The organism is Bradyrhizobium sp. AZCC 1678, assembly GCF_036924765.1.
Lineage (GTDB): Bacteria > Pseudomonadota > Alphaproteobacteria > Rhizobiales > Xanthobacteraceae > Bradyrhizobium > Bradyrhizobium algeriense.
On record NZ_JAZHSE010000001.1, the window covers coordinates 1,875,806 to 1,900,674 of the forward strand.

The following is a 24,869-nucleotide window of genomic DNA, read 5'->3' on the forward strand; positions in this document are numbered from 1 at the left end:
CCGAGCGTCTCTGGGCGAGACCTAATTCTCTGCATTCTCAGCGAGGAAACCATGCTGCGCGACGACATCAACAACGCGGTCAAGGACGCCATGAAGGCCAAGGACGAGCGCAAGCTCTCCACGCTGCGCATGGTCAATTCGACCATCAAGAACGCCGACATCGCCGCGCGCGGGGAGGGCAAGCCGCCGCTGTCGGACGCCGACCTGCTTGGCGTGTTTCAGAAAATGATCAAGCAGCGCCAGGAATCGGTCGAGCTCTACGACAAGGGCGGCCGCGCTGAACTGGCCGCGCAGGAGCGCGAGGAGATCGCGATCATCTCGGCCTATCTGCCCAAGCAGATGTCGGAGGACGAGATGAAGGCGGCGATCACGGCCGCGATCGCCGAGACCGGCGCCGCCGGCATGAAGGACATGGGCAAGGTGATCGGCGTGCTGCGCGCAAAGTTCGCCGGCCAGATGGATTTCGGCAAGGCCAGCGGCATGGTGAAGGCGGCGCTGGCGGGATGAGTTCTTTCCGCACGAGCCCTCAGTCTTCGCTTGGCCCCCTTCGCATCCGCTTTAGGCTGCACATCGTACTGAAAGCAGACGTCGGAGATCCGAAAAGTGCCCCCGAAGACCGCGAGGCGCCGGATCAGTGGCGGTTCCGGGTCATTCACGCCCTTGAACAATTATCCTTTGTTGCTCGCAGTCTTAGTCGCAGACGCGCTCCCTGCGCGTGATCCTGCGGCCGTCGTCCCGTTCGATCGTGGTAGTCTCCATGCGGCAGCGTTGTCGCGGGCCGACGGTGACACCACCTGGGCCGACGCCAACTGTAGTGTCGGAGTCGTACCGGCGACGGTCCCTATAATAGCGGTCGTCGCGGTCCCGCCCGACCTGAACATCGACGCCGACTTGGGCCATCTTGACGCCTTGCTTGACGTCTTGGGCCTTGACCGGAGTAACGAGCGGGGCAGTCGTCAGCACGGCTGCGGCTGCCGCCACGGCAAGAGCGATCTTCATCATGTGGGGTCCTCCCTGGCTTGATTTGGAGGTTCAACGGGCACGAACACCGAGGGTTCCATGGGCGACAAGTCTGGCCTGTTCCGCGAAGAACCGGACCGCTACCGGCCCTGTGAACCCGTAAAGGGCACGAAGCGCACGGGGGCGACGGCGCGCGTTGTCGTCTTGTCAGGGGCGATTTTCTCGACGACCGTAAGGTGCTGAGTGCCGTAATCGGCTCCCACCGGCATGACGAGCCGGCCACCCACTTTAAGCTGCTCGATCAGCGGCGGCGGTACCTGCCCGAGCGCGGCGGTCACCACCACGGCGTCAAACGGACCGCATTCGGGCCAGCCAGCATAGCCGTCGCCAAGCCTGGCGCTCACATTGTCATACGCGAGGTCTTTGAGTGTTTTCGCGGCGGCCTCGGCCAACGCCGGGATAATTTCGATGGTGCAGACCTTTCGCGCCAGGCGCGCGAGGATGGCGGCCTGATAGCCCGAACCCGTACCGATTTCGAGCACGACATGATCGGGCGCGACCTCGGCCAACTCTGTCATCAAGGCCACGATGAACGGCTGCGATATGGTCTGGCCGCGGCCGATCGGAACCGGCATGTCCGCGTATGCGATCGAGCAGGATCGCTCGGGAATGAACAGATGGCGTTTCGTTTGCCCCATGGCCTCAAGCACCCGCTCCGAAAAACCCTGCTGTCCCGAAACAATGGCGCGGGACCGGGCGTAGTTCTTGATGGTTTCGACCATGGCGGCGCGTTCGCGGACGCATTGTGCGTCCTCCTGAGCGGTCGCCCCCCGCGCGGCGGCGACCATGGAAAGCACCAGCAGCAGCATGGTCTTCATGATTGTGCTCCCGTCGATCCACGCTTGGCGTCGACCGCTTGAGCGCAACGAGAAGATTCGACCGATCAGCCGTCAAGCGAAACACGGCGTCCAGCGAATGACCGCAATGCGTTCAGGCGGTCCTCCAGCAAGCCTTGATACCATGCCGGCACCTGCCCGGTAAGCTGACTTCTCCGCACACACCATCCATGACGCCGTATCAATGACGCCGTGGAACCGCAGGGTGCCGGCGCAATTATCAAGGCGTCGCACCACTGCATGACGACGCCCAACGAGAGCGGAGGAAGATATGGCCGATCAGCAAGCGCCTCCCGCCGGTCCCGATCTGTCAAAGGGCATAACCCCGTCCGAATTCGCCGGCGAGACCTTGCTCGGCCATGTCGGCGACGATGAAGTGTTGCTGGTGCGTTCGGGCTCGGAGATCTTCGCGATCGGCGCGCATTGCAGCCATTATCACGGGCCGCTCGCCGAGGGCCTCGTGACCGGCCAGGACATCCGTTGTCCCTGGCATCACGCCTGTTTCGATCTGCGCACCGGCGAAGCCACCCGCGCGCCGGCGCTTAGTCCGATTGCGGTGTGGAAGGTCGACCAGCAAGACGGCCGCATCCTCGTTGGCGAAAAACGTGAACAACCCAAGCCACGGGTCAAGCCGCGGGTGAAGGGCGCCACCGACGCGCCCGGCCGGATCGTGATCGTCGGCGGAGGCGCGGCGGGCTTTGCCGCAGCCGAGATGCTGCGGCGGCAGGATTATCGCGGGAGCATCGTGATGCTGAGCAACGAGGCTGCAGCGCCGGTTGACCGGCCGAACCTGTCTAAAGACTATCTCGCCGGCAGCGCACCGGAGGACTGGCTGCCGCTGCGGCCGGATGATTTCTACGCCGAGGCGAAGATTGACCTGCGGCTGAAGACCGAGGTGACGTCAATCGACACCAACGCACGCCACGTGGTCACGGCAGGCGGCGAGACCTTCTCCTACGACCGTTTGCTGCTGGCGACCGGCGCCGAGCCGGTGCGCCTGCCGATCCCGGGTGCGGACCAGCCCCATGTGCACGTGCTGCGCTCGCTGGCCGATTCTCGCGCTATCATCGCATTGGCCGATGGCGCGCGGCGCGCGGTGGTGATCGGCGCGAGCTTTATCGGGCTCGAAGCCGCGGCGTCGTTGCGCGCCAGAAATGTCGAGGTCCACGTCGTTGGCCTGGAGCAGCGGCCGATGGAGCGCGTGCTGGGGCCTGAGCTGGGCGACTTCGTCCGTGCGCTGCATGAAGAGCATGGCGTCAACTTTCATCTCGGCGACACCGTGACTGCGATCAGCGGCAAACGCGCGATGCTTAAGAGCGGCACTGCGATCGAGGCCGATATCGTGGTGGTCGGCGTCGGCGTGCGCCCCCGCCTTGGATTGGCGGAGCAGGCGGGACTGGCGATCGATCGGGGCGTCACCGTCAACGCCTATCTGGAAACCAGCGTCCCCGGCATCTACGCCGCGGGCGATATCGCGCGCTGGCCCGATCCGCATTCCCTCGAGACCATTCGCGTCGAACATTGGGTGGTGGCCGAGCGCCAGGGCCAGACCGCCGCGCGAAACATGCTTGGGCAACGCGAGCCATTCCACGCGGTGCCGTTCTTCTGGAGCCAGCACTACGATGTGCCGATCAATTATGTCGGCCACGCCGAGAAATGGGACGAGATCACCGTCGACGGCGACATCGCGGGCAGGGACTGCCTGCTGCAGTACAAGAGCCGTGGCCGCGTGCTCGCCGTCGCCTCGATCTATCGCGACGTTGCAAGTCTCGAGGCCGAGCTTGCGATGGAGAAGGCGCGGTCGCCTTGAGTCAGGTGACAAAAACGCCTCTCCTCGTCATGGCCGGGCTTGTCCCGGGCATCCACGTCTTTAAACTCGCGGCAAGCAAACAAGAACGTGGATGGCCGGGACAAGCCCGACCATGACGAGGGACGGAAATAACAAACGCCATGCTCACCGAAGCCTCAACCTACGACGAGCTCTACCGCAACTTCCGCTGGGACATTCCCGAGCGCTTCAACATGGCGACCGCGTGCTGCGACCGCTATGCGGATGGCACTGACCGTCTGGCGCTGATCTACGTCGATGAGGACGGCGCGACCACACGCACCTCGTTCGACGAGGTCGCAGAGGCCTCGCGCCGTTTTGCCAATGTGCTGAAGGCTGACGGCCTGTCGCGCGGCGACCGCGTCGCGGTGTTCCTGTCGCAATCGCTGGAATTGCCGATCGCCCATCTCGCGGCATTTCGTTCAGGCATGATCTCGATCCCGCTGTTTGCGCTGTTCGGCGAGGATGCGCTCGAATTCCGCCTGTCGAATTCCGAGGCCAAGGCGATCGTTACCGACCAGAGCGGCTGGGAGAAGCTCAAGAAAATCCGCGACCGTCTTCCGGCGCTCAACAATATCTACGTGATCGGCGATCGCGCGCCCGCCGGGACGAAACCGTTCTGGTCTTCCCTGAAGGCGGCATCGTCGGATTTTACGACCGTCGACACCTCTCGCGATGATCCCGCCCTGATCATCTACACCTCGGGCACCACAGGAAATCCCAAGGGCGCGCTGCACGCCCATCGCGTGGTGCTCGGCCATCTGCCGAATGTCGAGATGTGCCACAACTTCCTGCCCCGCCCCGGCGACCTGATGTGGACGCCGGCCGACTGGGCCTGGATCGGCGGGCTGATCAACGCCCTGCTGGCGTTCTGGTATCACGGCATTCCGCTGGTCGGCCATCGCGCGCGCAAATTCGAGCCGCAGGCGGCGATGGCGATGATGGCGGAACTTTCCATCCGCAACACGTTCCTGCCGCCGACCGCGCTGAAACTGATGCGGCAGGCCGGCGTGAAAAATCCCGGCGTGAAGCTGCGCAGCATCTTCACCGGCGGCGAATCGCTCGGCGGCGAGCTGCTCGGGTGGGTGCGCGAAACGTTTGGCATCGATGCGCATGAAGTGTTCGGCCAGACCGAGTGCAACCTCGTGATCGGCAGCAATTCGAATCTGTTTCCGCTTCGGCCCGGCTCGATGGGCAGGGCGACGCCTGGCTTCGATGTGCGTATCGTCAACGACAAGGGCGAGGAATTGCCGCGCGGTGAGCGCGGCGTCATCGGCGTGCGCCAGCCGTGCCCGTGCACCATGATCGAATATTGGAAGAACCCGGAAGCGACCGCGAAGAAATATGCTGGCGAGTTTCTCCTGACCGGCGATCTCGGCGTGCAGGATGCGGACGGCTATTTCTGGTACGTCAGCCGCGAGGACGACGTCATCACGAGCGCCGGCTATCGCGTTGGTCCCTCCGAGATCGAGCACACGCTGATGAAGCATCCGGCGGTGGCGATGTCGGCGGTAGTCGGCATTCCCGATCCGATCCGCACCGAGTCGATCAAGGCGTGGATCGTGCTGCGTCCGGGCTTTGCGGCGAGCGACGAACTGGCGCGCGAGATTCAGGAGTTCGTCAAGGTGCAGCTCGCCGCCCACGAATACCCGCGCTTCGTGCAGTTCGCGGACACGCTGCCGATGACGGCGACCGGCAAGGTGCTGCGGCGCGAATTGCGGGCGCTGGGGTAGGGGCACCGCTTAGTGTCGTCGCAAACTCTCACCGTCCCTGCGAACGCACGCTTCTTCATTGCCGGCGTGAGCTTGATACCCTCGATTTCGCTGATCTTGGCAAAGCGATCATTTCCGAGCACGAACCGGCCAGACTTTGCACCTTTTGCAACGTTCTTCTGTTTCGCCATAGCTGGAAGGTTACCATGAATCGTCGTCAATAGCACGCATGTCGTGCACTGGTGATGATTGGAAGAGGGGAGGTCAGCTCCCTACGGCGTCCCGATGCCCATTTCCTTCAACGCGGCCAGCATCCGTTCCGGCGGCTGCATCTGGATCGTCAGTGCGTTGCCGGTCTCCAGCAGGCTCTTCAGGCTGGAGAGGATCGCGGGCCAGCCGGTGCGGCCGCCGGACAGGATGTCGTCGCTGATGTCGCGGTCGTGCGACTGCAGCATCGTCAGCTTCACGGCGTCGCCCGCCTGCTCGATCTCGTAAGTGACGAGCGTCGGCCCGAGTTTTTCCACCAGCGCCGGCCAGTTGACGTTGAAGGTAACGGTGAGCTTCCTTGGCGGTTCGCACTCGATCACCTCACCCGAAATATGCAAGGCGCCGTCCGGCGTTCGCATGATGAAGGCGCCGCCGATCCTCTGATCGACCTCGACCGCATGGCCGGAAAAATACTGCCGGCTGAACTCGGCGCTGGTCAGCGCCTCCCACACCTTCTCCGGCGTGGAAGCGATGTAGATCGTGTAGACGATCGCTGGCTTGAACTGCTCGATCTTCATGTCAGGTCTGGTCCTTCGATAGATCTTCATGACCGGGTGAATTCTTCCTTGCCGAGCGCCGCGCGCGGGATCGCAAGTGGCTTTCCGGTCTCAAGCATACTCTTCAGGCCGGACAGGATCGCCGGCCATCCCGTTGAGATGGCGCCAACCAGCTTGCTGCCCTCGACAAAACCTTCATGGGTCACCGTAAGCTTCACGAGACTGCCATAGGGTTCGATCGTGAACGCGACCTTCGTCGCGGGCTCCTCGCGCATGGTCTCGTTCAGCTCATGTTTGAACGTGTAGGACAGGCGCCGCGGGCGATCCGCTTCGAGGATCTTGCCGGTATCGGTGGTCTTGCCGTCAGTGACCAGCGCAAAAGGCGAACCGACCTTCCAGTCCGACTTCACTTCGGTGCCAAACCAATAGCGCTTTGAGAACTCGCTTTTGGTCAGCGCATCCCACAATGCCTCGGGCGTGGTCTCGATGTACGTCACGTAGACGAATTCCGGCTTACTCATCACGCTTCTCCAACTTTCGTTTCAACTCGCTGAGGGCGCCAAGTTTCCCGCGCTCGAATTTCCTGATCCAGCGTTCGCCGATCTGATGGATCGGAACCGGATTGAGGTAGTGCAGCTTCTCGCGGCCATGCCTGAGCGTGGTGACGAGGCTGGCCGCTTCCAGAATCCCAAGGTGTTTTGTGACCGCCTGCCGCGTCATGGCGAGGCCGTCGCAGAGTTCGTTCAGCGTCTGTCCGTTTTTGGCGTGAAGCCTGTCCAGCAGCGAGCGCCGCGACGCATCGGCAAGCGCCTTGAAGACCTCATCCATGGTTCGGATAATAGGCAACCAAAAGGTTGCATGTCAAGGGCGTGTTTTGGGCGCGGCCCACCACCTGTGTTACCGTGCGCTCAGCCAGCGCAGATTGGCCTTGAACAGTGGGGTGGAACATGAGCGATCGCCTTAAACTCGCAGCCTCGTTCTCGATCCTTTTTCTCGCAGGCCCAGGCATCGCTTGCGCGCAGCAACAAGTGGTCGGCGCGCCGCCCGAAGCCCTCAACATGAAGCTGGTTGGAACCAGCGACCTGCAGGCGCGCAGCGCCTATCAGCCGACCATCCATCATCAAGGCGACCGCTGGATCGCCTATATCGGCCATCACGGCGGCAGCGACGATATCCCGGCGCCGGTCAATCTGCAGACCGGCAAGGCCGAGCCGAACGGCACCTCGATCGTCGACGTCACCAATCCCTCGCAGCCGAAATATCTGCGTCACCTCCCGGGCCAGGAAGGCAAGTATGAAGCCGGCGGCGCGCAGATGGTGCGGATCTGTGACGGCAAGGCGCTGCCGAAGGGCGACCGCAACGCGGTCTACATGCTGCGGACCTTTGGCGGCGAGGCGCATGAGATATGGAGCGTCGCCGATCCCGCCAACCCCGTGCTGATCACGCGGATTGCCGGATTAAAGGACACGCACAAGAACTGGTGGGAATGCGACACCGGCATTGCCTTCCTGGTATCAGGCGCACCGGACTGGCGCACGCGCCGCATGACGCAGGTCTACGATCTCTCCGATCCCGCGCATCCGCAGAAGATCCGTGATTTCGGCCTTCCCGGCCAGGAGCCCGGCTCGACCGGCGCAGTGCCGACCGAACTGCACGGACCGGTCTCGACGGGTCCTTCCGGCAACCGGGTCTATTTCGGTTACGGTACCAACAAGGGCGGCATCCTGCAGATCGTCGATCGCGAGAAACTGCTGGGCGGCCCCAAGGAGCCGACGCTGGACAATCTGCGTTCGCCGGAAATTGCGCGGCTGGCAATGTCGGCTTTCAATGGCGCGCACACGGTGTTTCCGATGCCGGGCATGCCGATTGCGGAATTCACGCGCGACAAGGACGGCAAGACCCGCGACATCGTGATGATCGTCGATGAGGCGATTTTGAACGAATGCAACGAGCCGCGGCAGATGGTGTGGTTTGCCGATATCACGGTCGAGAACCGGCCGATGATGATCTCGAGTTACACGGTGCCGGAGGCGAGCGGGGCGTTCTGCGAACGGGGCGGGCGGTTCGGCGCGCATTCCTCCAACGAGAGCATGGCGCCGGTCTTCTACAAGAAGATGGCGTTTATATCCTTCTTCAATGCGGGCGTGCGGGCGCTCGACATTCGCGATCCCTATCATCCCACCGAGGTCGGCTATTTCATTCCGTCGATCACGGCGGCGACCGACAAGCGCTGCGTCAAGATCGACGGCAAGGATCGCTGCAAGGTCGCGATCCAGACCAACAATGTCGAAACCGACGAGCGCGGCTACATCTACATTGTCGATCGCGCCAATACCGGCCTGCACATTCTGGAACTGACCGGGCCGGCGCGCGCTGTCGCCGGCATTCAGTGAGGATGCGAGCGATGCGTCGCTGGCCGGTCATTGCGTCAGCCATTGTAGTGCTCGGTGCGCTGTCGGGCGCCGCGGCCTACCAGCATGCGGGGCTGCGCCATCACGAACAGAAAGGTGAGTGGCAGGAGATCGCCTGGCCGTTTCCCCGCGACGGCTGGCCCGCCGGCAAGGCCTTCCGCTGCGGCGCGGCTGCGTGCGGCGGCGAGGTGGAGCTTTTCGTGCGGCCGAAGATGGGTTTCTGCAATTGCGACCGTGGCGTCGCCGACGATGATGAGGTCGATAGCGTCGCCGATCTCGATCTGCTGAGCGAGCATTTTGCACCGCTGGCGCCGGGCCAAATGGTCCGGCTTGCCGATATGCAGGGGCGGATCAGGGCCTATGACCTCAAACTGTCCGGCGGTTTGCGGCACGCCGCGATCGGCGTTGCGGTCTCGCGCCGCTGCGATCTCCTTGTCGCGGTTGCGCGCGGCCGGGGTGATGAGCCCGGGATGCGGCGCGCGGCACTGGCGTTTCTGGCGACCAGCGAAATGACGCGCTGGATGACGGTTGCGATGGAAGGGCGGTAGCTCTTCTCTTAACCTCGCCCCGCCTGCGGGGAGAGGTCGGATTGCGAAGCAATCCGGGTGAGGGGGTACAGGTCCATCGATGGGGTTCGTTAGTGGAGAGAGCCCCTCACCCCGACCCTCTAAGAGCGAGCTTCGCTCGTCTCGACCCCGTAAAGAACGGGGCGAGGGAGCAACGAGCACGCGCGCCTTCCATCTGCCAGCCTCACATGCATAATGACCAAATCGCTCGCCCACCGGAGTTCCCCCATGTCCCTTCAAGCCTATCTCGCCTTTGTCGCCGCCTGCATCGCGCTGGCGCTGCTGCCGGGTCCGGTGGTGACGCTGCTGATCGCCAACGGCCTGCGGCACGGCACCCGCGCGGCGCTGATCAATTGCGCCGGCGCGCAAACCGGCCTCGCCATCGTGATCGGCATCGTTGCCGTCGGCCTGACCTCGCTGATGGCGACCATGGGCTACTGGTTCGACTGGGTGCGCTTTGCAGGCGCCGCCTACCTGATCTGGCTCGGCATCAAGCTGATCCGTTCGCCGGTCGAAGGCGTCAACGCCGACGAACCGCCACCGCCGCCGCGGGGCGGGTTCTTCCTGCAGGGCTTTCTGGTGCTGCTCTCTAACCCCAAGGTGCTGGTATTCTTTGGCGCGTTCATTCCGCAGTTCATGGACATGGAGAAGGATCACTTGCCGCAGGTGGCGCTGCTCGGCATCACCTTTATGGTGATCGCCGCATCGACCGACGCGGTCTACGCGCTGTTGGCCGGCCGGGCGCGATTGTTTTTCTCCAAGCAGCGCACGCGGCTGCTGTCGCGCATCTCCGGCGGCTTCATGATCGGCGGCGGCATCTGGCTGGCGCTGACGCGGGCGAAGTAACCGGCAATCGTTGAACCCGCGGCGGCGGCAGCGCGTCTAACTGCGAGCCGCCTCTGGGGAACAAGCCGTGCTGCCCGATCTGCCGTGGTTCGTCTATGCGATGCTGCTTGCCCCGCTTGGGCTGCTCCTCGCCGCCGCCACCTATAAGTCGCTGCAGGTGCGTGCTGCGCGCGAATGGCCCTCGACTGCGGGCAAGGTGGTGGTCTCGAAGGCCGAGGTGCGCAAGGTCAAGGTGATCGACAGCGAGCGGGAGGAGGGGCATCGCTTCGAGGAGCGCAACTTCGCCGACATCGTCTACGAATATTCGGTCGCGGGGAGGAAGCTGCGCAACAACCGCGTCAGCATCGGCGAGGACCTTGGAAATTTCCAGGTTGCCGAAACTATCGCCAAATATCCGGCCGGCGCCGTCGTCACCGTCTATTACAACCCGCGGCATCCGGACCAGGCGGTGCTGGAGCGCGACCTGCCGAAGGGCATGTGGGGCTGCCTCGGCATCGGCACGGCAATCGTGCTGGCGATCGTGTTCGGTTCGGCGATCGGCCTGCATCAGTTGACCGAATTCGCATCGAAGCATCTCGCGAATCCCAAAGTGTCGCCGTTTGTCGTCGCCATGAGCGCGTTCGGATTTCTGATTGCACTGTTCGGGCTGGCGCTGCACCGCCAGGCTTCGCTAGCGAGGAAATGGCCGGTCGTGCCCGGCACCATCAAGTCATCGGGCCTTGAACAATTCATGTCCGCGCCGTCGGAGCCCACCGAACGCAGCCAGCTCACATTCCAGTCCAAGGTCTCCTTCGCGTATCGCTTCAACGCGATCGATTATGTCAGCCAGCACGCCAGCCTCGGCGGCAAGGTCTCGTCGACATCGAGGGGCCTGGTGGAGCGCTTCGCCCGAAAATATCCCAACGGCGCCAAAGTCAAAGTTTACGTCAATCCGCTTAATCCGTCGGAAGCCGTGCTGGAGCCCCGTGCTAGCCACATCTGGATACTCTGGGCGTCCGTCACGTTTATCTGGGGCGTCGCGTATTATGTGGCTTTCCACGGCTAGGCGGACAGCAATTGCTGCGCGCGCAGCATTGGCTCGATCTCACCCAGAATCCGCGCCAGCCGTTCCGCCCACGCCTTCTCCCCGGCAGGATCGCCAATCAAATCCTGGCGGATCTCGATCCCCGTATTCATCAACCCGCGCGCCTCGCCGTGCACGGGGATGGTGTAGTCGGTCTCGTCGCTGACCGCATAGGGCTCGTTGTCGCCGACCACGAGATCGCCCTCGGCGCGCAACAGCTTTAACAGCAGGGGCGGCAGATGCGTGTCGCGGTGATAGAGCGTGCCGATATGCCAGGGCCGCGCGATGCCGGCATAGACGGGCGTAAAACTGTGCAGCGACACCAATACCGTCGGCATGCCGGCGCTGCCGCGCTGGTCGATGATCTCGTCGATGCGTCGGTGATAGGGATCGAAGACCTGCGCGCGCCGCATCTCGGCCGCCTCGCGCGAAATGCCCTCGTTACCTGAAATCGTCGTGGCCTCGCTGATGCGCGGGATCGAGCTTGCGACATCGGGCGGGCGGTTGCAGTCGATGACGAGCCGCGAGTAGCGCTGCACGATCAGATGGGCATCGAGATGCTTCGAGAGCGCCTCCGCGACGCCGGCAATGCCGATGTCCCAGGCGATATGGCGCACCAGTTCGCTTTCGGGCAGGCCGAGATCGCCGAGCACGCGCGGGATCAGCCTTCCGTAATGGTCGCACGTCAACAGGAACGGCGACCGTCCCGCGGCGTTGAATTCGTGCACTGGGGGAACATCTTCGGAGCTGAGAAGTAGGGTTGTGGCGGCGGCGTCCAAAGCGTTTTCCTTAAAGCAGTGCCTATCGAATCGGCACCCCGATCTACAATTGAGCAGGATTCGGCCTAGATTAGTCGTACCAGAATCGATGATTGTTTGACGATGCCGCTCCTGACCATCAACCACAAGACCGTTTATCGCTACGCCCGTCCGGTTGCGTTCGGCGAGCACCGCATCATGCTGCGCCCGCTGCCGGGCCATGATTTGCGGATACGCGCAAGCCACCTCAAGATCGAACCGAAGCCGATGCAGCTGCGCTGGATCCACGACGTGTTCGGCAATTCCGTGGCGATCGCGACCTTCGATGAGCGCGCCGACACTCTGTCGTTCACGGCGACCGCCACCGTCGAGCACAATCCGGCGGAAGAGTTCGCGCTGACACCGGACGATCCCGCCTATTTCTATCCCTTCCTCTATGACGACGAGGAGTTTCCGGACCTGCTGCAGTTCGTCACGCCGCAATATGGCGATCCCCATGGCGAACTGTCGGCCTGGGCGCGGAAATTTCTCGACGCCGAGGGACCGACGCCGACCTTCAAGATCCTGAGCGGCATGACGCATGGCATCCGCGAGGCCTTTACCTATCGCAAGCGCCACGAGCAGGGCACCCAGCATCCGCTCGACACGCTGCAGACCGGCTCGGGCACCTGCCGCGACTATGCGCTGTTCATGATCGAGGCGCTGCGCCGGCTCGGCATCGCCGCGCGTTTCGTCTCCGGCTATGTCTTCATTCCCGGCGATCGCGCGCATGGCTATGTCGGCGGCGGCTCGACCCATGCGTGGGTGCAGGTCTATCTGCCGAGCGCGGGGTGGATCGAGTTCGATCCGACCAACGGCATCGTCGGCACCCGCGATCTCATTCGGGTGGCGGTGGCGCGCGATCCGCGTCAGGCGATCCCGCTGCACGGCAGCTATCTCGGCTCCCCCGATGCCTTCGCCGGCATGGAGGTGCATATCGACGTCGTCTCAGAAGGCGACGAGCAACGCGAAGCGCCGCAGGCGGAGGAAGTCTGATCATGGAGATCAAGGTCGGCTTCGAGATTTCCTATGCGGCCGCCCAACCGACGCCGATGGTGATCATGCTCTCGATCCATCCGTCGCGCTTTGCCGACATCGTCGGCACCGAGCGGATCACAGCCGGGCCTGACGTGTCGATCGGCTTCTACCGCGACGGCTTTGGCAATGTCTGCGGCCGCCTCGTCGCGCCCGCCGGCGGCGTGACGCTGCGGGGCGATGCGCTGGTCCGCGATTCCGGCCTGCCTGATGCGGTGGTGCCGACCGCGCAGCAATTGCCGATCGATCAGTTGCCGGACGACGTGCTGCAATATCTGATGCCGAGCCGCTATTGCGAGACCGACAAGCTCACCGATATCGCCTGGTCGCTGTTCGCCAACACGCCGCAGGGGTGGGCGCGGGTGCAGGCGATCGTCGATTTCGTGCACAGCCATGTCAGCTTCGGCTACGAGCATGCGCATCACATGAAGTCGGCGCACGACGTCTACGCCGAGCGCGCCGGCGTCTGCCGCGACTTTGCGCATCTGGCGCTGACCTTCTGCCGCTGCATGAATATCCCTGCCCGCTACTGCACCGGCTATCTCGGCGACATCGGCGTGCCCCGCGATCCCGCGCCGATGGACTTTTCGGGTTGGTTCCAGGCCTATCTCTCCGGCCAGTGGTACACTTTTGACGCGCGCCACAACGCCCCCAGGGCCGGCCGCATCCTGATGGGCACCGGCCGCGATGCCGCCGATGTCGCGTTGACCACGAGTTTCGGGCGGATGGATCTGGTGAAGTTTCTTGTCATTAGCGACGAGGTGGTGCCGGCGTAGGTCCCCGCCGCATCCGTCATTGCGAGCGAAGCGAAGCAATCCATGTCTCGGCGCGCGGCCCTATGGATTGCTTCGCTTCGCTCGCAATGACATAGAAAGCCCATGATTTCAGATCGTCTCTTCGTCTACGGCACGCTGATGCGCGGCTTCGACCATCCGATGGCGCAGCTTCTGTCGCGCAGCGCGGATTTTCTGGGCGGTGCCACCTGCCGCGGCCGGCTCTACCTCATCAAGCATTATCCGGGGCTGGTACTCTCGGACGATCCCGCCGACATCGTGTTCGGCGAACTGTATCGCCTGCGCGACCGCGACGCGCTGCTCGGCGAGTTCGACATGTATGAGGCCTGCGGCGCCGGCTTTCCGGAACCGACTGAGTATGTCAGGCGGATGCTGCAGGTGACGCACGAAGACGGCGCGGCCGGCGAGGCGTGGACCTATATCTACAACTGGCCGGTCACCGGCCTGCCGCAGATCGCCTCGGGGAAATTTCTGGAGAACTAAAGCGTTTTCAAGCGAAGTGGATACCGGTTCGCGTCAAGAAAACGCGTCAAAACAAAAACTCTAGCCCGCGTCCAGCCGCTCACGCTCCACGCGGATATCCACCTCGCGCTCGACATAGCGCCATTCCTCGGTGGCGCGCAGCGTGCGGACCAGTTCCTCGAACGCATCCGCATCGGCGGGCGCGTATTCGAACCAGGTCAGGAAGTCGAAGGTCTCGCCGAGATCGCGGCTGTGATAGAGCTGGCGGGCGATCGCCGGCAGGTATTTCAGGCTCGCCGCAATGTGGTGCGATCGGTCTTCAAAAATCTGCCGCCGCTCCTCCTGCGTCAGCTCCCACCACGTCGCCGATTTCTTGATCGGGATCAGCGCGGCATAGGTTGCCTCCGGGCGGCCGATCTCGGCTTGTACGGCATCAAGCCGTTTCTTTTCGTCACGCTCGGTATAGCGCAGATGGCTGGCGACCCCGGCCAGCCGCCACGAAGTTGCCGAGGGCAGCATCGGCAGCGCGATCGACAGCGAATGCACGACCGACAGCGATGGCGTCGGCGAAAGCGACGCGCCCTTCACCGGCGCGAACCGCGTCACCCGCCACGCCCCGCTCTTGCCACCCCGGAACACCGTGAACATGCGGGTATGGAAGCGCGGAACCGGTGGGGATTCAAGCGGCGTGTGCCGCACTCCGCCGTCATACCCGGGCTTGACCCGGGCATCCACGTTTTTTTGCAGGCGGTGGCATGGCGAGGAGAGATTTTGCCGCTTCCCGGCTGTGAATAGTGGCGAGAAACCCGCCAATCTTCGTATTTCGTCGACCGGTCCCTGTATCGCTAATCGGTTGGCACGGCCCCACGACTCTGGCAGCTACCTGATCCATGCGCTTCACGCCCCAATTCCTCGAAGAGCTGCGCGCCCGGCTTCCGGTCTCGGAAGTCGTGGGCCGCCGCGTCAAGCTCAAGAAGGCAGGGAGGGAGTTTAAGGGGCTGTCGCCGTTCCAGCAGGAAAAGTCGCCCTCGTTCACGGTCAACGACCAGAAGGGCTTTTACCACGACTTCTCCTCCGGCAAGCACGGCGACATCATCTCGTTTTTGATGGAGACCGAGGGCGTCGGCTTCACGGAAGCCGTCGAGCGGCTGGCTTCCATGGCCGGCATGGCGCTGCCGGCGGCGACGCCGGATGCCGCGCGGCACGAGCAGCGCCGCAAGACGCTGCACGACGTGATGGAACTCGCCGCCAAATTCTTTGCCGACACGCTGGCCTCGCGCAACGGCGCCAAGGCGCGCGGCTATCTCGGCGACCGCGGCATTTCGCCGGCGACGCAGCTGCAGTTTCGCTTGGGTTATGCGCCACCGGATCGCTTCGCGCTGAAGGAGCATCTCGGCGCGCAGGGCCTTTCGACCGAGGACATGGTGGAAGCCGGGCTGCTCGTGGCGGGCGAGGACAAGCCCGTTCCGTTCGATCGGTTCAGGGATCGCGTGATGTTTCCGATCACGGATTCCAGAGGCCGCGTCATCGCCTTTGGCGGCCGCGCGCTGGAAAAGGACGTGCCGGCAAAATATTTGAACTCGCCGGAAACGCCACTGTTTCACAAGGGCGACAATCTCTACAACCTCTCGACCGCGCGGCAGGCGACGCATAACGGCACGCCGCTGATCGTGGTGGAAGGCTATGTCGACGTCATCGCCATGGTCACCGCGGGCTTTGCTGGCGCGGTGGCGCCGCTTGGCACGGCTTTGACGGAAAACCAGCTCGCGCTGCTGTGGAAGATGGCGGACGAGCCGATCCTCTGTTTCGACGGCGACCGCGCCGGCCAGAAGGCGGCGTATCGCGCCGCCGATCTGGCGCTGCCTGCGCTGCTGCCGGGAAAGAGCCTGCGCTTTGCGCTGCTGCCCGAAGGGCAGGATCCTGACGACCTCGCGCGCTCCGGCGGCCGCGTCGCGATCGAGGAAGTGATTTCAGCCGCGCGTCCGCTCGTCGACATGCTCTGGTCGCGCGAGATCGAGGGCGGCAGCTTTGCTACGCCTGAGCGGCGCGCCGCGCTGGAGGCACGCATCAACGAGCTCTCCAAGGGCATCCGCGATGAGGTGGTGCGTCGCCATTATCGCGACGATCTCGCCGATCGCCTGCGGCGCGCCTTTGCGCCGCAAGGTGGGGGCGGCGGCTATGGCCGGGGTAATTTCCGGACCGGGCAGGGCGAATCACCCCGCGCGTTTGCCCCGCGCGGAGCAGGCCAAACCGGCCGATTCGCCTCCCGGGGTGGGCGCGGACCGGGGGCGGGCACAAGCCCCGCGATCGCCTCGGGCCCCTACCAGGCGGCCAGCCCCCAACTCGCGACCAGCCCGATCATGCGCGGCCAGCGCAGCGCGATGTCCCGCCGTGAGGCACTGATCCTGCAATCCCTGATTAACCACCCCTGGCTGCTGCACGACCATCTGGAGGAAGTGGCCGCCCTGGAACTGGCCCATCCCGAGGCAAATAAGTTGCGCGCCGGCATTATCGCGGCCTTCGCCAACGACCATCACCATTCCCCCGATGTCGAGGAGCAGGCCGAGAAAATGCGGGCCGATCTCGAGGCGCGCGGATTAAACGAGGTTCTTCAAAGGGTTGAGCGGGCGATCACGACCTCGGCCGTGTGGGGCACCAAGCCCGGCGCGGCGCGGGAGGATGTTTTGGCCACCTGGCAGCAACTCGTTGTCTTGCATCAGAAAACGCACGCCCTACTTAGGGAGAAGAAAGATGCCGAGCTGGCGCTGGGTGATGAGCCCACGGACGCCAACATGGCATGGCTGAAGGACGTGAGCGCCCGGCTGGAGTCGCTCGACGGCACGGAAGCCCTGATCGAGGGTTTTGGCGAGCTTTCGGGCCGGTTCCGGAAGAGCGTGTGATAAAAAAATGATGCGGACGGCGGCGGCCGTGCCCGCAAAAAGACTCGCCAAATCCATGGTTTGGCGGCAAAAACAGGGTTAAGCGAAGCTTAATAGTCCGAGGGTTACTAAAAGCAAAGACGTCCGAGGGCTATTGGCATAACACCGACGATGGCGGGTGAAAGGGGTGGCGACGTCTGCGCCGCCCTTTCCGCGTCGTGCATGCGGAATACTCAGGGGCACGAGCGTGATCCGGAAAAGTGGCTATCCGGTTTTCCGAATCGATCACGCGTAAAGAGCTAAGGATCTAGCGGGTTGGCTTTTCGAACAAAAGACATCCCGACGACTTCAGTAATTCAGAGGCGGATGGCGCTGCACGCCATTCCGCACGAGCGCGTTTCGGGAGCTTGATGAATGGCCACCAAGGCAAAGACGCTGCAGGTTAAGGACAAGGAAAAAGACGACAAGGCAGCGGACGCCCCTGAGAAGGATAGCCCCGACGCGCCGTCGCCGTTGCTTGACCTCTCGGATGCCGCGGTCAAGAAGATGATCAAGCAGGCCAAGAAGCGCGGCTTCGTGACCTTCGATCAGCTCAACGAAGTGCTGCCCTCCGACACCACGTCGCCCGAACAGATCGAGGACATCATGTCGATGCTCTCGGACATGGGCATCAACGTGTCGGAAGCCGAAGAGGCCGACGCCGACGAGGAAAAGGAAGAGGCCGACGACGACACCGACAACGAGCTTGTCGAGGTCACGCAGAAGGCCGTCACCGAGGTCAAGAAATCCGAGCCCGGCGAGCGCACCGACGATCCCGTCCGCATGTATCTGCGCGAGATGGGCACGGTGGAATTGCTGTCGCGCGAAGGCGAAATCGCGATCGCCAAACGCATCGAGGCCGGCCGCGAGGCGATGATCGCAGGGCTTTGTGAAAGCCCGCTGACCTTCCAGGCCATCATCATCTGGCGCGATGAACTCAACGAAGGAAAGATCTTCCTCCGCGACATCATCGATCTCGAAGCCACTTACGCCGGCCCCGACGCCAAGAACAACATGAACCCGGCGATGATCGCCGCGCCTGCCGACGGCCAGGCCGCCAATGGCGAGGCTGCGCCCGCGCATGTCGCTCCGCCCGCCGCTCCGCCGTCGGCGACGCCGTTCCGCGCCGCGCCCGCGCCTGGTGCGGACACCGAGGAGAAGGATCCGGCGGAAGCTGCCGCCGAAGGCGACATGGATGACGACGAGTTCGAAAACCAGATGTCGCTCGCCGCCATCGAGGCCGAGCTGAAGCCGAAGGTGGTCGAGACGTTCGACAAGATTGCCTCCGAATACAAAAAGCTGCGCCGTCTTCAGGAACAGGATATCGCCAACCAGCTTCAGAGCGAGTCGCTCTCGCCCTCGCAGGAGCGCAAGTACAAGAAGCTGAAGGATGAGATCATCGTCGAGGTGAAGTCGCTGCGGCTCAACCAAGCGCGCATCGATTCCCTCGTCGAGCAGCTCTACGACATCAACAAGAAACTGGTCTCGTTCGAGGGCCGCCTGCTTCGTCTGGGTGACAGCCACGGCGTCGCGCGCGAGGACTTTTTGCGCAACTATCAAGGCTCGGAGCTCGATCCGCGCTGGCTCAACCGTGTCTCGAAGCTTTCCGCCAAGGGCTGGAAGAATTTCGTCCATCACGAAAAGGACCGCATCAAGGATCTGCGCCACGAGATCCAGTCGCTGGCGGCGCTGACCGGTCTTGAGATCGGCGAATTCCGCAAGATCGTGCACGGCGTGCAGAAGGGCGAGCGCGAGGCGCGCCAGGCCAAGAAGGAAATGGTCGAGGCCAACCTGCGTCTCGTGATCTCGATCGCCAAGAAGTACACCAACCGCGGCCTGCAGTTCCTCGACCTGATCCAGGAAGGCAACATCGGGTTGATGAAGGCGGTTGATAAATTCGAGTATCGCCGCGGCTACAAGTTCTCGACCTACGCGACGTGGTGGATCCGGCAGGCGATCACGCGCTCGATTGCAGATCAGGCGCGCACCATCCGCATCCCCGTGCACATGATCGAAACGATCAACAAGATCGTGCGCACCAGCCGCCAGATGCTCAACGAGATCGGCCGCGAGCCGACCCCCGAAGAGCTCGCCGAAAAGCTCGGCATGCCGCTGGAGAAGGTCCGAAAAGTCCTCAAGATCGCGAAAGAGCCGCTCTCGCTCGAAACGCCCGTCGGTGATGAAGAAGATTCACACCTCGGCGATTTCATCGAGGACAAGAACGCGATCCTGCCGATCGATGCCGCGATCCAGTCCAACCTGCGCGAAACCACCACGCGGGTTCTGGCCTCGCTGACGCCGCGCGAAGAACGCGTGCTCCGCATGCGCTTCGGCATCGGCATGAATACCGACCACACACTGGAAGAAGTCGGCCAGCAGTTCAGCGTGACCCGCGAACGTATCCGCCAAATCGAGGCGAAGGCGCTGCGCAAGCTGAAGCATCCGTCACGGTCGCGGAAGCTGCGGTCGTTCCTCGATAACTGATCGCGGATAGCTGATCCAAATGAAAACGGCGGCCCTTGGTCCGCCGTTTTTGTTTTGGGCTGGCTCTCGCGTCGTCATTGCGAGCGAAGCGAAGCAATCCATCGCGCGGCAAGCGGAGGCATGGATTGCTTCGTCGCTATCGCTCCTCGCAATGACGCGGAGAGAGCCGAGTGCAATGAGCTATTTCTTCTTCGCCCCGACCCGGCTGATGCTCTTGATCGCCAGCGGCGTGCGGCCGGATTTTTCGGCGATCTCGCGGTCCTGCTCCATGATGTATCCGCGCGCCGGCTCGTCGCCGTCAAGGCCGCCGAGCAGTTCGGACGGCACGCGCCGGTTGGAGCGCTGGGAATCGTCTTCATAGACGACGTTGAAAAAGGCGAACTCGCCTTTGGGATTGGTCCCGGGTTTCTTGGCCATGGGCGGGCTTTTCGTCGATCTAGGCGTTGCTGTCAAAGAAAATTGCGCTGCGCAAGAACAGCGCAAAGGCTGAGCGGAATCTGCAAATATTTGCCAATTTTGCACCGCGTTCCGCCGCCACCGTCGATGGCATGCATCGTCCGCCTGACCAACAGCCAGACAGCCCCAAATTCGAGCCGAGCGCCGCGGCCATCTGGCCGCCGCTGCGCCCCTTCATCGCTGGCGAACATCGGCTAGGCCGCTTCATGGCCCGGCGCCGCTGGACGTCGGCGCTTTATGAATTCGTCCGCTTCGGCCTGAAGCAGGGCTGGGCCTGCCTGTTCGGCGGGATCGCCGTTTTCCTGATGATCGCAACCTGGTGGTTCTATCCGGCGACCGCGTGGCTTCCGCGCTACGACTTCCTGTTTCTCTGCATGATCACAGTTCAGATCGCGCTGCTCGCGGGGAAACTGGAGACAGCGGACGAGGCGAAGGTGATCCTGATCTATCATGTCGTCGGCACCGTGATGGAGATCTTCAAGACGCAGGTCGGCTCCTGGATCTACCCGGAGCCGAATTTCTTTCGGATCGCCGGCGTGCCGCTGTTCTCCGGCTTCATGTATGCCTGCATCGGCAGCTATCTCTGCCGCGCGTGGCGGCTGTTCGATCTGGAGTTTTCCGGTCACCCGCGGCGTCTCGGCCTGGCCGCGCTCAGTGTCGCGATCTACGTCAATTTCTTCAGCCACCACTTCATGCCGGACCTGCGCTGGCTGCTGTTCGCTCTTGCCGGCTGGCTGTTTTTTCGCACCCGCGTCTATTTCAGGGTCTGGCATGTCAGCCGCTCGATGCCGCTATTGCTCGGGTTCGCCTTGGTGTCGCTCTTCATCTGGTTCTCGGAAAACATCGGCACCTTCACCAAAACCTGGCTCTATCCATCGCAGCGGCACGGCTGGTCGATGGTTTCCATCGACAAGTTCGGCTCCTGGTTCCTGCTGCTGATCATCAGCTACACGCTGGTGAGCCTGGTCAATGCGCCGCGGGAGAAGTGCATGGACGGGCGTACGATCGCCGTCCGGAAGAAATTCAATCGCATGCCGGATTTTTGGCTTCCCCGACTGTGAGGAAAGTGATCGTGGCCGGTCCGATCTCGACCGAACCGGGCGGCGATGTCACCGCGGCAAACTGCGGAAGCTCGTCATTCGGACCGAGCTCCAAAGCCGTTCCATTCAGCTTCACTTCGACGCCTTGCAGATCATCCGCCGACAGCGTGTAACGCTCGCTGGTCACGGGCAATCGCAAGGTTGCACCGTTCGTCCGGTCCGTGTTGATGGCGAGCAGTGTGACCGCTCCACGCGCCCCTCGCCGGCAATGCGCGTAGAGGTGCATCCCATGATGGGTGCCGGCGTCGAGAACAATTGTGCCCATCAGCCTGCGCCACAGCAGCGCCGCCCAGTAGCTTGGCCGCGGCCGCAACGTCTTTTCGTCAAGCAGGCCGTAATCGCTTGCGGCCAGCGTGTTGTGCGCGACCATCTGGACGCCGGCTTTGGCAAGCCGGCCAAGCTGATCGAGATATCGGAACGTATCGAGGAACGTGGAAGCCCAGGGATTGCCGCCGCAGGCTGCCTCGGCGGTTTCGGTAAGCCACATCGGCTTATCAGGTGCGAACTCGTCCCTGAGCGATCGGTAATACGCGAATGTTCGATCTGTGCTCGCCAGCCATGCTTCTGAAAGGGCGGCCTCGGGCGTGGTTTGACCCGGCGAGCATCGTTGCGAGACCCGCGCCGTAGTGATGATAGGAAAAAGCGTTGATGCCGGGCCCGGATGCTGCAAGCAGGTTCCGCGTACTGATGAAATCGGTGCTCGATTGCGATGCTGTTGTCTCGCCGATCGAACCGGGGCCCAGAACCATCACATCCGGTTCGCTCGTCCTGATGAACGCAACAAAGGCTTTGAAGTCCCGCCCGTACGCTGCCGCGTCGTACCCTTTCGGTGCACCGCCCATCGCGGCCAGCGTCGGCTCATTCATGAACTCGACGGCGGCAATCCAGCCGCCGATGGATCTGGTATAGGCGAACAAGCGACGCGCCTGATCGCTCCGCCATAGACCTGCTGCGTCCCGGGCACCGGGACTTGTCGCCATCGACGTCACGATCTCAGCGCTGGCGGCGCGGGCAAAGTCGATGACGCCTTTCCAGCGTTCGCGACTGAGCACCGCGCTGAAGCCGCCGGGCGGCGTGGCGGGCGTTTCATCGCTTTCGGCAAAGTAGGTGCTGTTGGCCCAGGTGCCGCTGACGCGCATGTAGGCTGGCGCCAGCGCGGCAGCTAATATGCGCAGCCGGCGGTTCGACAGGTCGATAGGCTCCCGATACGCGAAGAGGTCGGGATTGCCGCCCGCAGGCATATTCCCGGCGTTGTCAGCACCGCGAGCCGACGGCGCTGAGGCACTTGGGTTGTAAGGCTTCCAGAACCGTCCGCCGGTGACCTCGACCATTTCCACATTATACGATTGAAAGCGCGCGTCGATGGTGCCGAGACGGAGTAGTCGTGAAGGGTCGAGGGAAAGCGGCGGCGCCTGGGCGGCAGCTTTCTGAATTCCCACGAGCGCGGTGATCGCGATTCCGATTCCGACTTTGAAACCACTGGACCTGGTCATAGCCATTGTCCTTTGAGAAGCCGAAACGTCGGGAGCGGCGGGAGGCAACGTGGCCCGGGTAGCGCAGGTGACCGACAGAACAGCCGGTTCAGATTAGCCGCGATGATGGCTGTTTTCGAGATGGCTAAGGGCCGGCAGGTTCTACCCATGCGTTTGTCGTCACGCCGTCCGGCGTGCGTGGTCCTGACAAAACACGGATACGCGCGGCGGCATTGCGAGGCTGTGTCTGCTTTGACGCTGTGCCGTCCCGCATGGCAGAATTGAGCCGCCGCACAACTTTTCATATGGAATTGAGCGATGAGCTTGGCCAAGCGTCCCTTTATGATTGTCGGACTTGCCGCCACTCTCGCCGTTGTAGCGAGCGCCGCAAGCGTGTCCGCCCAAGACAAGCCGGCCGAAGCGCCCGTCGCGGAAGCAAGGCGCGAGGCGCCCGTCGAGCTACCACACGTGGATTTCCCCTCGCTCGATGGCAAGACGACGCTGATCACACATTTGTTTCGTCCGCCCGGCGATGAGCCGCGGCCGGCCGTGGTGATGATGCATGGCTGCTCGGGGCTCTTGGCCAAGAATGGCCGGTTCTTTCCGCTCTATCGCGCCTGGGCGCGCGAGTTTCTGCAGCAGGGTTACGTCGTCCTTGTCGTCGACAGTGCAAAATCACGCGGCTTTGGGCAGACCTGCTCGGCGAGCGAAGCACGCAAGGTCATGTGGCGCGACCGGCCCAAGGACGCCTACGCCGCGCTCCGCTATCTGCAGGCGCAACCCGTTGTGCGTCCGGATCGGATCGCGTTGGTCGGCTGGTCGCAGGGCGGCGGTGTGGTGCTGCTGACGATCTCCGACAAGAGCATCGGTCGCCCGGCAGGGCTTGCCAGCGACTTCGCCGCGGCGGTCGCGTTCTATCCCGGCGCCTGCGCTGAGAAATTCCAAACGCAACCCTTTACCAATGTTTCACCGCAGGGCTGGACCACGCATGTACCTCTGCTCGTGCTGTTCGGCGAAGACGATGTCTGGACCGAACTTGGGCCATGCGAGGCGTTCCTGTCGGCTGCCAAAGCGCGCGGCAATGCGGTTGAGCTGAAGAGCTACGCAAATGCCGTGCACGCTTTCGACGCCCCCGGCCTGCCGCGCATTGAGCTGCCGCAATATCGCGAACGCGACGGCCGCATTCCCGTGATCGGCACGGACAAGGAAGCCCGCGGGGATGCCCTGGCGCGCGTGCCGGCATACCTCGCGGCAAGATTCGGAAAATGATGGCGTTCCCATGGCGTGATCGCACAAAGGGTTGTTGGATCGCGCGCCGTTTCGGCTAGGGTAGTGCGGTTATGCAGTTTCCAGGGAAAGTCCGATGAACACGAGCAAGCAATTGACGGTCGCCTTCGTCGCTCTGTCCACACTCACCTTCCTGTCCCCCCAGGTCCACGCCGCCCAATGCGGCAGCTCGTCCGCCGGCTATTTCGCCTGGAAGCAGGAGTTCGCCGGCGAAGCCCGCGCCAAGGGCATCAGCGCCCCGACCATCCAGGCGCTGATGGCGACGAACTACGCGCAAGCGACCATCAATGCCGATCGCGGCCAGCGCAGTTTTAATCTCTCGCTCGATCAGTTTCTCGCCAAGCGCGGGGCCACGACCATCGTCGCGAAGGGGCGGCAGCTCAAGCAATCGCAGGGCGCGCTGTTCGCGTCCATTCAGAGCCGCTACGGCGTGCCGCCGGGTCCGCTGCTCGCGATCTGGGGAATGGAGACCGGGTTCGGCAGCCAGCGCGGCAACCAGAACATGCTCGCCTCGATCGCGACGCTCGCCTATGACTGCCGGCGCTCGGCCTATTTCACCGAACACCTTTACGCGGCGTTGCAATTGATCGATCGCGGCGCGCTCTCGCCCTCGCAGCGCGGCTCGATGCATGGCGAAGTCGGCCAGACCCAGTTCATGCCCAAAGCCATTCTGGCCTACGGCACCGGCAATCTCGAAAACGCGGCCAACGCGCTGACCTCGACCGCGAACTTTCTGAAAGCCCATGGCTGGCGCACGGGCGCGGGCTATCAGCCGGGCGAGCCGAATTTTGCCGCCATCCAGGCCTGGAACGCCGCGGGCGTCTATCAGAAAGCGATCGCGCTGATGGGCCGCCAGATCGACGGCGGGGAGTAGGGGGTCTCTGCTGTCGTCCCTGCGAACGCATGCGAACGCAGGGACCCATAACCACAGGCGGCAATTGTTGAAGCAAAGCCGTCAGCCAATCCACTCTAACAACATCGGCCGCGGCGTATGGGTCCTCGCGTGCGCGGGGACGAC

Annotated in this window: 25 protein-coding genes; 15 read left to right on the top strand and 10 right to left on the bottom strand. The window is 63.2% G+C overall.

The window, feature by feature from the left end:
• Window positions 1-51: 51 nt before the first annotated feature.
• Window positions 52-507 (top strand): GatB/YqeY domain-containing protein, encoded by a 456-nt coding sequence (locus tag V1294_RS08945; protein WP_334496463.1) that lies wholly within the window; start codon window positions 52-54, stop codon window positions 505-507.
• 183 nt (window positions 508-690) lie between these two features.
• Here the strand turns inward: V1294_RS08945 and V1294_RS08950 are convergent, their stop codons facing one another.
• Both V1294_RS08950 and V1294_RS08955 read right to left on the bottom strand, forming a co-directional pair.
• A complete protein-coding gene (locus tag V1294_RS08950) occupies window positions 691-1,002 on the bottom strand; it encodes a hypothetical protein (RefSeq protein WP_334496465.1) in 312 nt (103 codons plus the stop codon).
• A gap of 98 nt (window positions 1,003-1,100) precedes the next feature.
• Window positions 1,101-1,838, bottom strand: a complete 738-nt coding sequence (locus V1294_RS08955) for a protein-L-isoaspartate(D-aspartate) O-methyltransferase (RefSeq protein ID WP_334496466.1) — start codon at window positions 1,836-1,838, stop codon at window positions 1,101-1,103.
• A gap of 289 nt (window positions 1,839-2,127) precedes the next feature.
• Between V1294_RS08955 and V1294_RS08960 the strand changes: the two genes are divergently transcribed.
• Both V1294_RS08960 and V1294_RS08965 read left to right on the top strand, forming a co-directional pair.
• Entirely contained in the window at window positions 2,128-3,666 is a 1,539-nt protein-coding gene (locus tag V1294_RS08960; protein ID WP_334496468.1) for an FAD-dependent oxidoreductase, read from the top strand.
• A 140-nt stretch (window positions 3,667-3,806) separates the two neighbouring features.
• Window positions 3,807-5,417, top strand: coding sequence for an acyl-CoA synthetase (locus V1294_RS08965; RefSeq protein ID WP_334496469.1), 1,611 nt, complete (start codon window positions 3,807-3,809; stop codon window positions 5,415-5,417).
• Window positions 5,418-5,668: 251 nt separating this feature from the next.
• Here the strand turns inward: V1294_RS08965 and V1294_RS08970 are convergent, their stop codons facing one another.
• The 3 genes from V1294_RS08970 to V1294_RS08980 are packed head-to-tail and all read right to left on the bottom strand — an operon-like array spanning window position 5,669 to window position 6,988.
• Window positions 5,669-6,181, bottom strand: coding sequence for an SRPBCC family protein (locus tag V1294_RS08970; protein ID WP_334504562.1), 513 nt, complete (start codon window positions 6,179-6,181; stop codon window positions 5,669-5,671).
• Between the two features lie 26 nt (window positions 6,182-6,207).
• A complete protein-coding gene (locus V1294_RS08975; RefSeq protein WP_334496470.1) occupies window positions 6,208-6,681 on the bottom strand; it encodes an SRPBCC family protein in 474 nt (157 codons plus the stop codon).
• The gene (locus tag V1294_RS08980; RefSeq protein WP_108522591.1) at window positions 6,674-6,988 is read right to left on the bottom strand and encodes an ArsR/SmtB family transcription factor; all 315 of its coding nucleotides are present in this window, start codon (window positions 6,986-6,988) and stop codon (window positions 6,674-6,676) included. The genes V1294_RS08975 and V1294_RS08980 overlap by 8 nt, the downstream gene beginning before the upstream one ends.
• 119 nt (window positions 6,989-7,107) lie before the next feature.
• Here V1294_RS08980 and V1294_RS08985 point away from each other — a divergent pair, with 119 nt between their 5' ends.
• From V1294_RS08985 to V1294_RS09000, 4 genes are all read left to right on the top strand, one after another.
• The gene (locus tag V1294_RS08985; RefSeq protein ID WP_334496471.1) at window positions 7,108-8,553 is read left to right on the top strand and encodes an LVIVD repeat-containing protein; all 1,446 of its coding nucleotides are present in this window, start codon (window positions 7,108-7,110) and stop codon (window positions 8,551-8,553) included.
• Between the two features lie 11 nt (window positions 8,554-8,564).
• Window positions 8,565-9,119 carry a hypothetical protein gene (locus tag V1294_RS08990; RefSeq protein WP_334496472.1) on the top strand — a complete coding sequence of 185 codons (555 nt, stop codon included), beginning with the start codon at window positions 8,565-8,567 and terminating at the stop codon, window positions 9,117-9,119.
• Between the two features lie 246 nt (window positions 9,120-9,365).
• Window positions 9,366-9,983 (top strand): LysE family translocator, encoded by a 618-nt coding sequence (locus V1294_RS08995; protein ID WP_108522592.1) that lies wholly within the window; start codon window positions 9,366-9,368, stop codon window positions 9,981-9,983.
• 67 nt (window positions 9,984-10,050) lie between these two features.
• Entirely contained in the window at window positions 10,051-11,028 is a 978-nt protein-coding gene (locus tag V1294_RS09000) for a DUF3592 domain-containing protein (RefSeq protein ID WP_334477251.1), read from the top strand.
• Here V1294_RS09000 and V1294_RS09005 read toward each other — a convergent pair.
• Complete coding sequence (locus V1294_RS09005) at window positions 11,025-11,774, bottom strand: N-formylglutamate amidohydrolase (RefSeq protein WP_417021092.1); 750 nt, start codon at window positions 11,772-11,774, stop codon at window positions 11,025-11,027. The genes V1294_RS09000 and V1294_RS09005 overlap by 4 nt on opposite strands.
• Window positions 11,775-11,927: 153 nt before the next feature.
• Between V1294_RS09005 and V1294_RS09010 the strand changes: the two genes are divergently transcribed.
• The 3 genes from V1294_RS09010 to V1294_RS09020 all read left to right on the top strand — a co-directional run bounded on the left by V1294_RS09010 (window position 11,928) and on the right by V1294_RS09020 (window position 14,155).
• Window positions 11,928-12,839, top strand: coding sequence for a transglutaminase family protein (locus tag V1294_RS09010; protein ID WP_334489494.1), 912 nt, complete (start codon window positions 11,928-11,930; stop codon window positions 12,837-12,839).
• 2 nt (window positions 12,840-12,841) lie between these two features.
• Window positions 12,842-13,654, top strand: coding sequence for a transglutaminase-like domain-containing protein (locus tag V1294_RS09015; RefSeq protein ID WP_334496473.1), 813 nt, complete (start codon window positions 12,842-12,844; stop codon window positions 13,652-13,654).
• 102 nt (window positions 13,655-13,756) lie between these two features.
• Window positions 13,757-14,155 (top strand): gamma-glutamylcyclotransferase family protein, encoded by a 399-nt coding sequence (locus V1294_RS09020; protein WP_334496474.1) that lies wholly within the window; start codon window positions 13,757-13,759, stop codon window positions 14,153-14,155.
• A 60-nt stretch (window positions 14,156-14,215) separates the two neighbouring features.
• Here V1294_RS09020 and V1294_RS09025 read toward each other — a convergent pair whose 3' ends face one another.
• On the bottom strand, window positions 14,216-14,782 hold the full coding sequence (locus tag V1294_RS09025; protein WP_334489496.1) for a chlorite dismutase family protein: 567 nt from the start codon (window positions 14,780-14,782) through the stop codon (window positions 14,216-14,218).
• 242 nt (window positions 14,783-15,024) lie between these two features.
• On the opposite strand from V1294_RS09025, the gene dnaG reads away from it, so the two are divergent.
• Window positions 15,025-17,034 carry a DNA primase gene (dnaG, locus tag V1294_RS09030; RefSeq protein WP_334496475.1) on the top strand — a complete coding sequence of 670 codons (2,010 nt, stop codon included), beginning with the start codon at window positions 15,025-15,027 and terminating at the stop codon, window positions 17,032-17,034.
• A 393-nt stretch (window positions 17,035-17,427) separates the two neighbouring features.
• Complete coding sequence (rpoD, locus tag V1294_RS09035) at window positions 17,428-19,536, top strand: RNA polymerase sigma factor RpoD (protein WP_334477256.1); 2,109 nt, start codon at window positions 17,428-17,430, stop codon at window positions 19,534-19,536.
• 180 nt (window positions 19,537-19,716) lie between these two features.
• Here the strand turns inward: rpoD and V1294_RS09040 are convergent, their stop codons facing one another.
• Window positions 19,717-19,953 carry a hypothetical protein gene (locus V1294_RS09040; RefSeq protein ID WP_057849867.1) on the bottom strand — a complete coding sequence of 79 codons (237 nt, stop codon included), beginning with the start codon at window positions 19,951-19,953 and terminating at the stop codon, window positions 19,717-19,719.
• A 131-nt stretch (window positions 19,954-20,084) separates the two neighbouring features.
• Here V1294_RS09040 and V1294_RS09045 point away from each other — a divergent pair, with 131 nt between their 5' ends.
• Window positions 20,085-21,053 carry a DUF817 domain-containing protein gene (locus V1294_RS09045; protein ID WP_334504564.1) on the top strand — a complete coding sequence of 323 codons (969 nt, stop codon included), beginning with the start codon at window positions 20,085-20,087 and terminating at the stop codon, window positions 21,051-21,053.
• Here V1294_RS09045 and V1294_RS09050 read toward each other — a convergent pair.
• Together V1294_RS09050 and V1294_RS09055 are read right to left on the bottom strand one after the other, a co-directional pair.
• Entirely contained in the window at window positions 21,016-21,579 is a 564-nt protein-coding gene (locus V1294_RS09050) for a hypothetical protein (protein WP_334496476.1), read from the bottom strand. The two genes, V1294_RS09045 and V1294_RS09050, sit on opposite strands and share 38 nt — an antisense overlap.
• A 7-nt stretch (window positions 21,580-21,586) precedes the next feature.
• A complete protein-coding gene (locus V1294_RS09055; RefSeq protein ID WP_334496477.1) occupies window positions 21,587-22,585 on the bottom strand; it encodes a hypothetical protein in 999 nt (332 codons plus the stop codon).
• Window positions 22,586-22,882: 297 nt separating this feature from the next.
• Here V1294_RS09055 and V1294_RS09060 point away from each other — a divergent pair, with 297 nt between their 5' ends.
• Window positions 22,883-23,833 carry a dienelactone hydrolase family protein gene (locus V1294_RS09060; protein ID WP_334496478.1) on the top strand — a complete coding sequence of 317 codons (951 nt, stop codon included), beginning with the start codon at window positions 22,883-22,885 and terminating at the stop codon, window positions 23,831-23,833.
• A 94-nt stretch (window positions 23,834-23,927) separates the two neighbouring features.
• Entirely contained in the window at window positions 23,928-24,725 is a 798-nt protein-coding gene (locus tag V1294_RS09065; protein ID WP_334496480.1) for a lytic murein transglycosylase, read from the top strand.
• The last annotated feature ends 144 nt before the right edge of the window (window positions 24,726-24,869 follow it).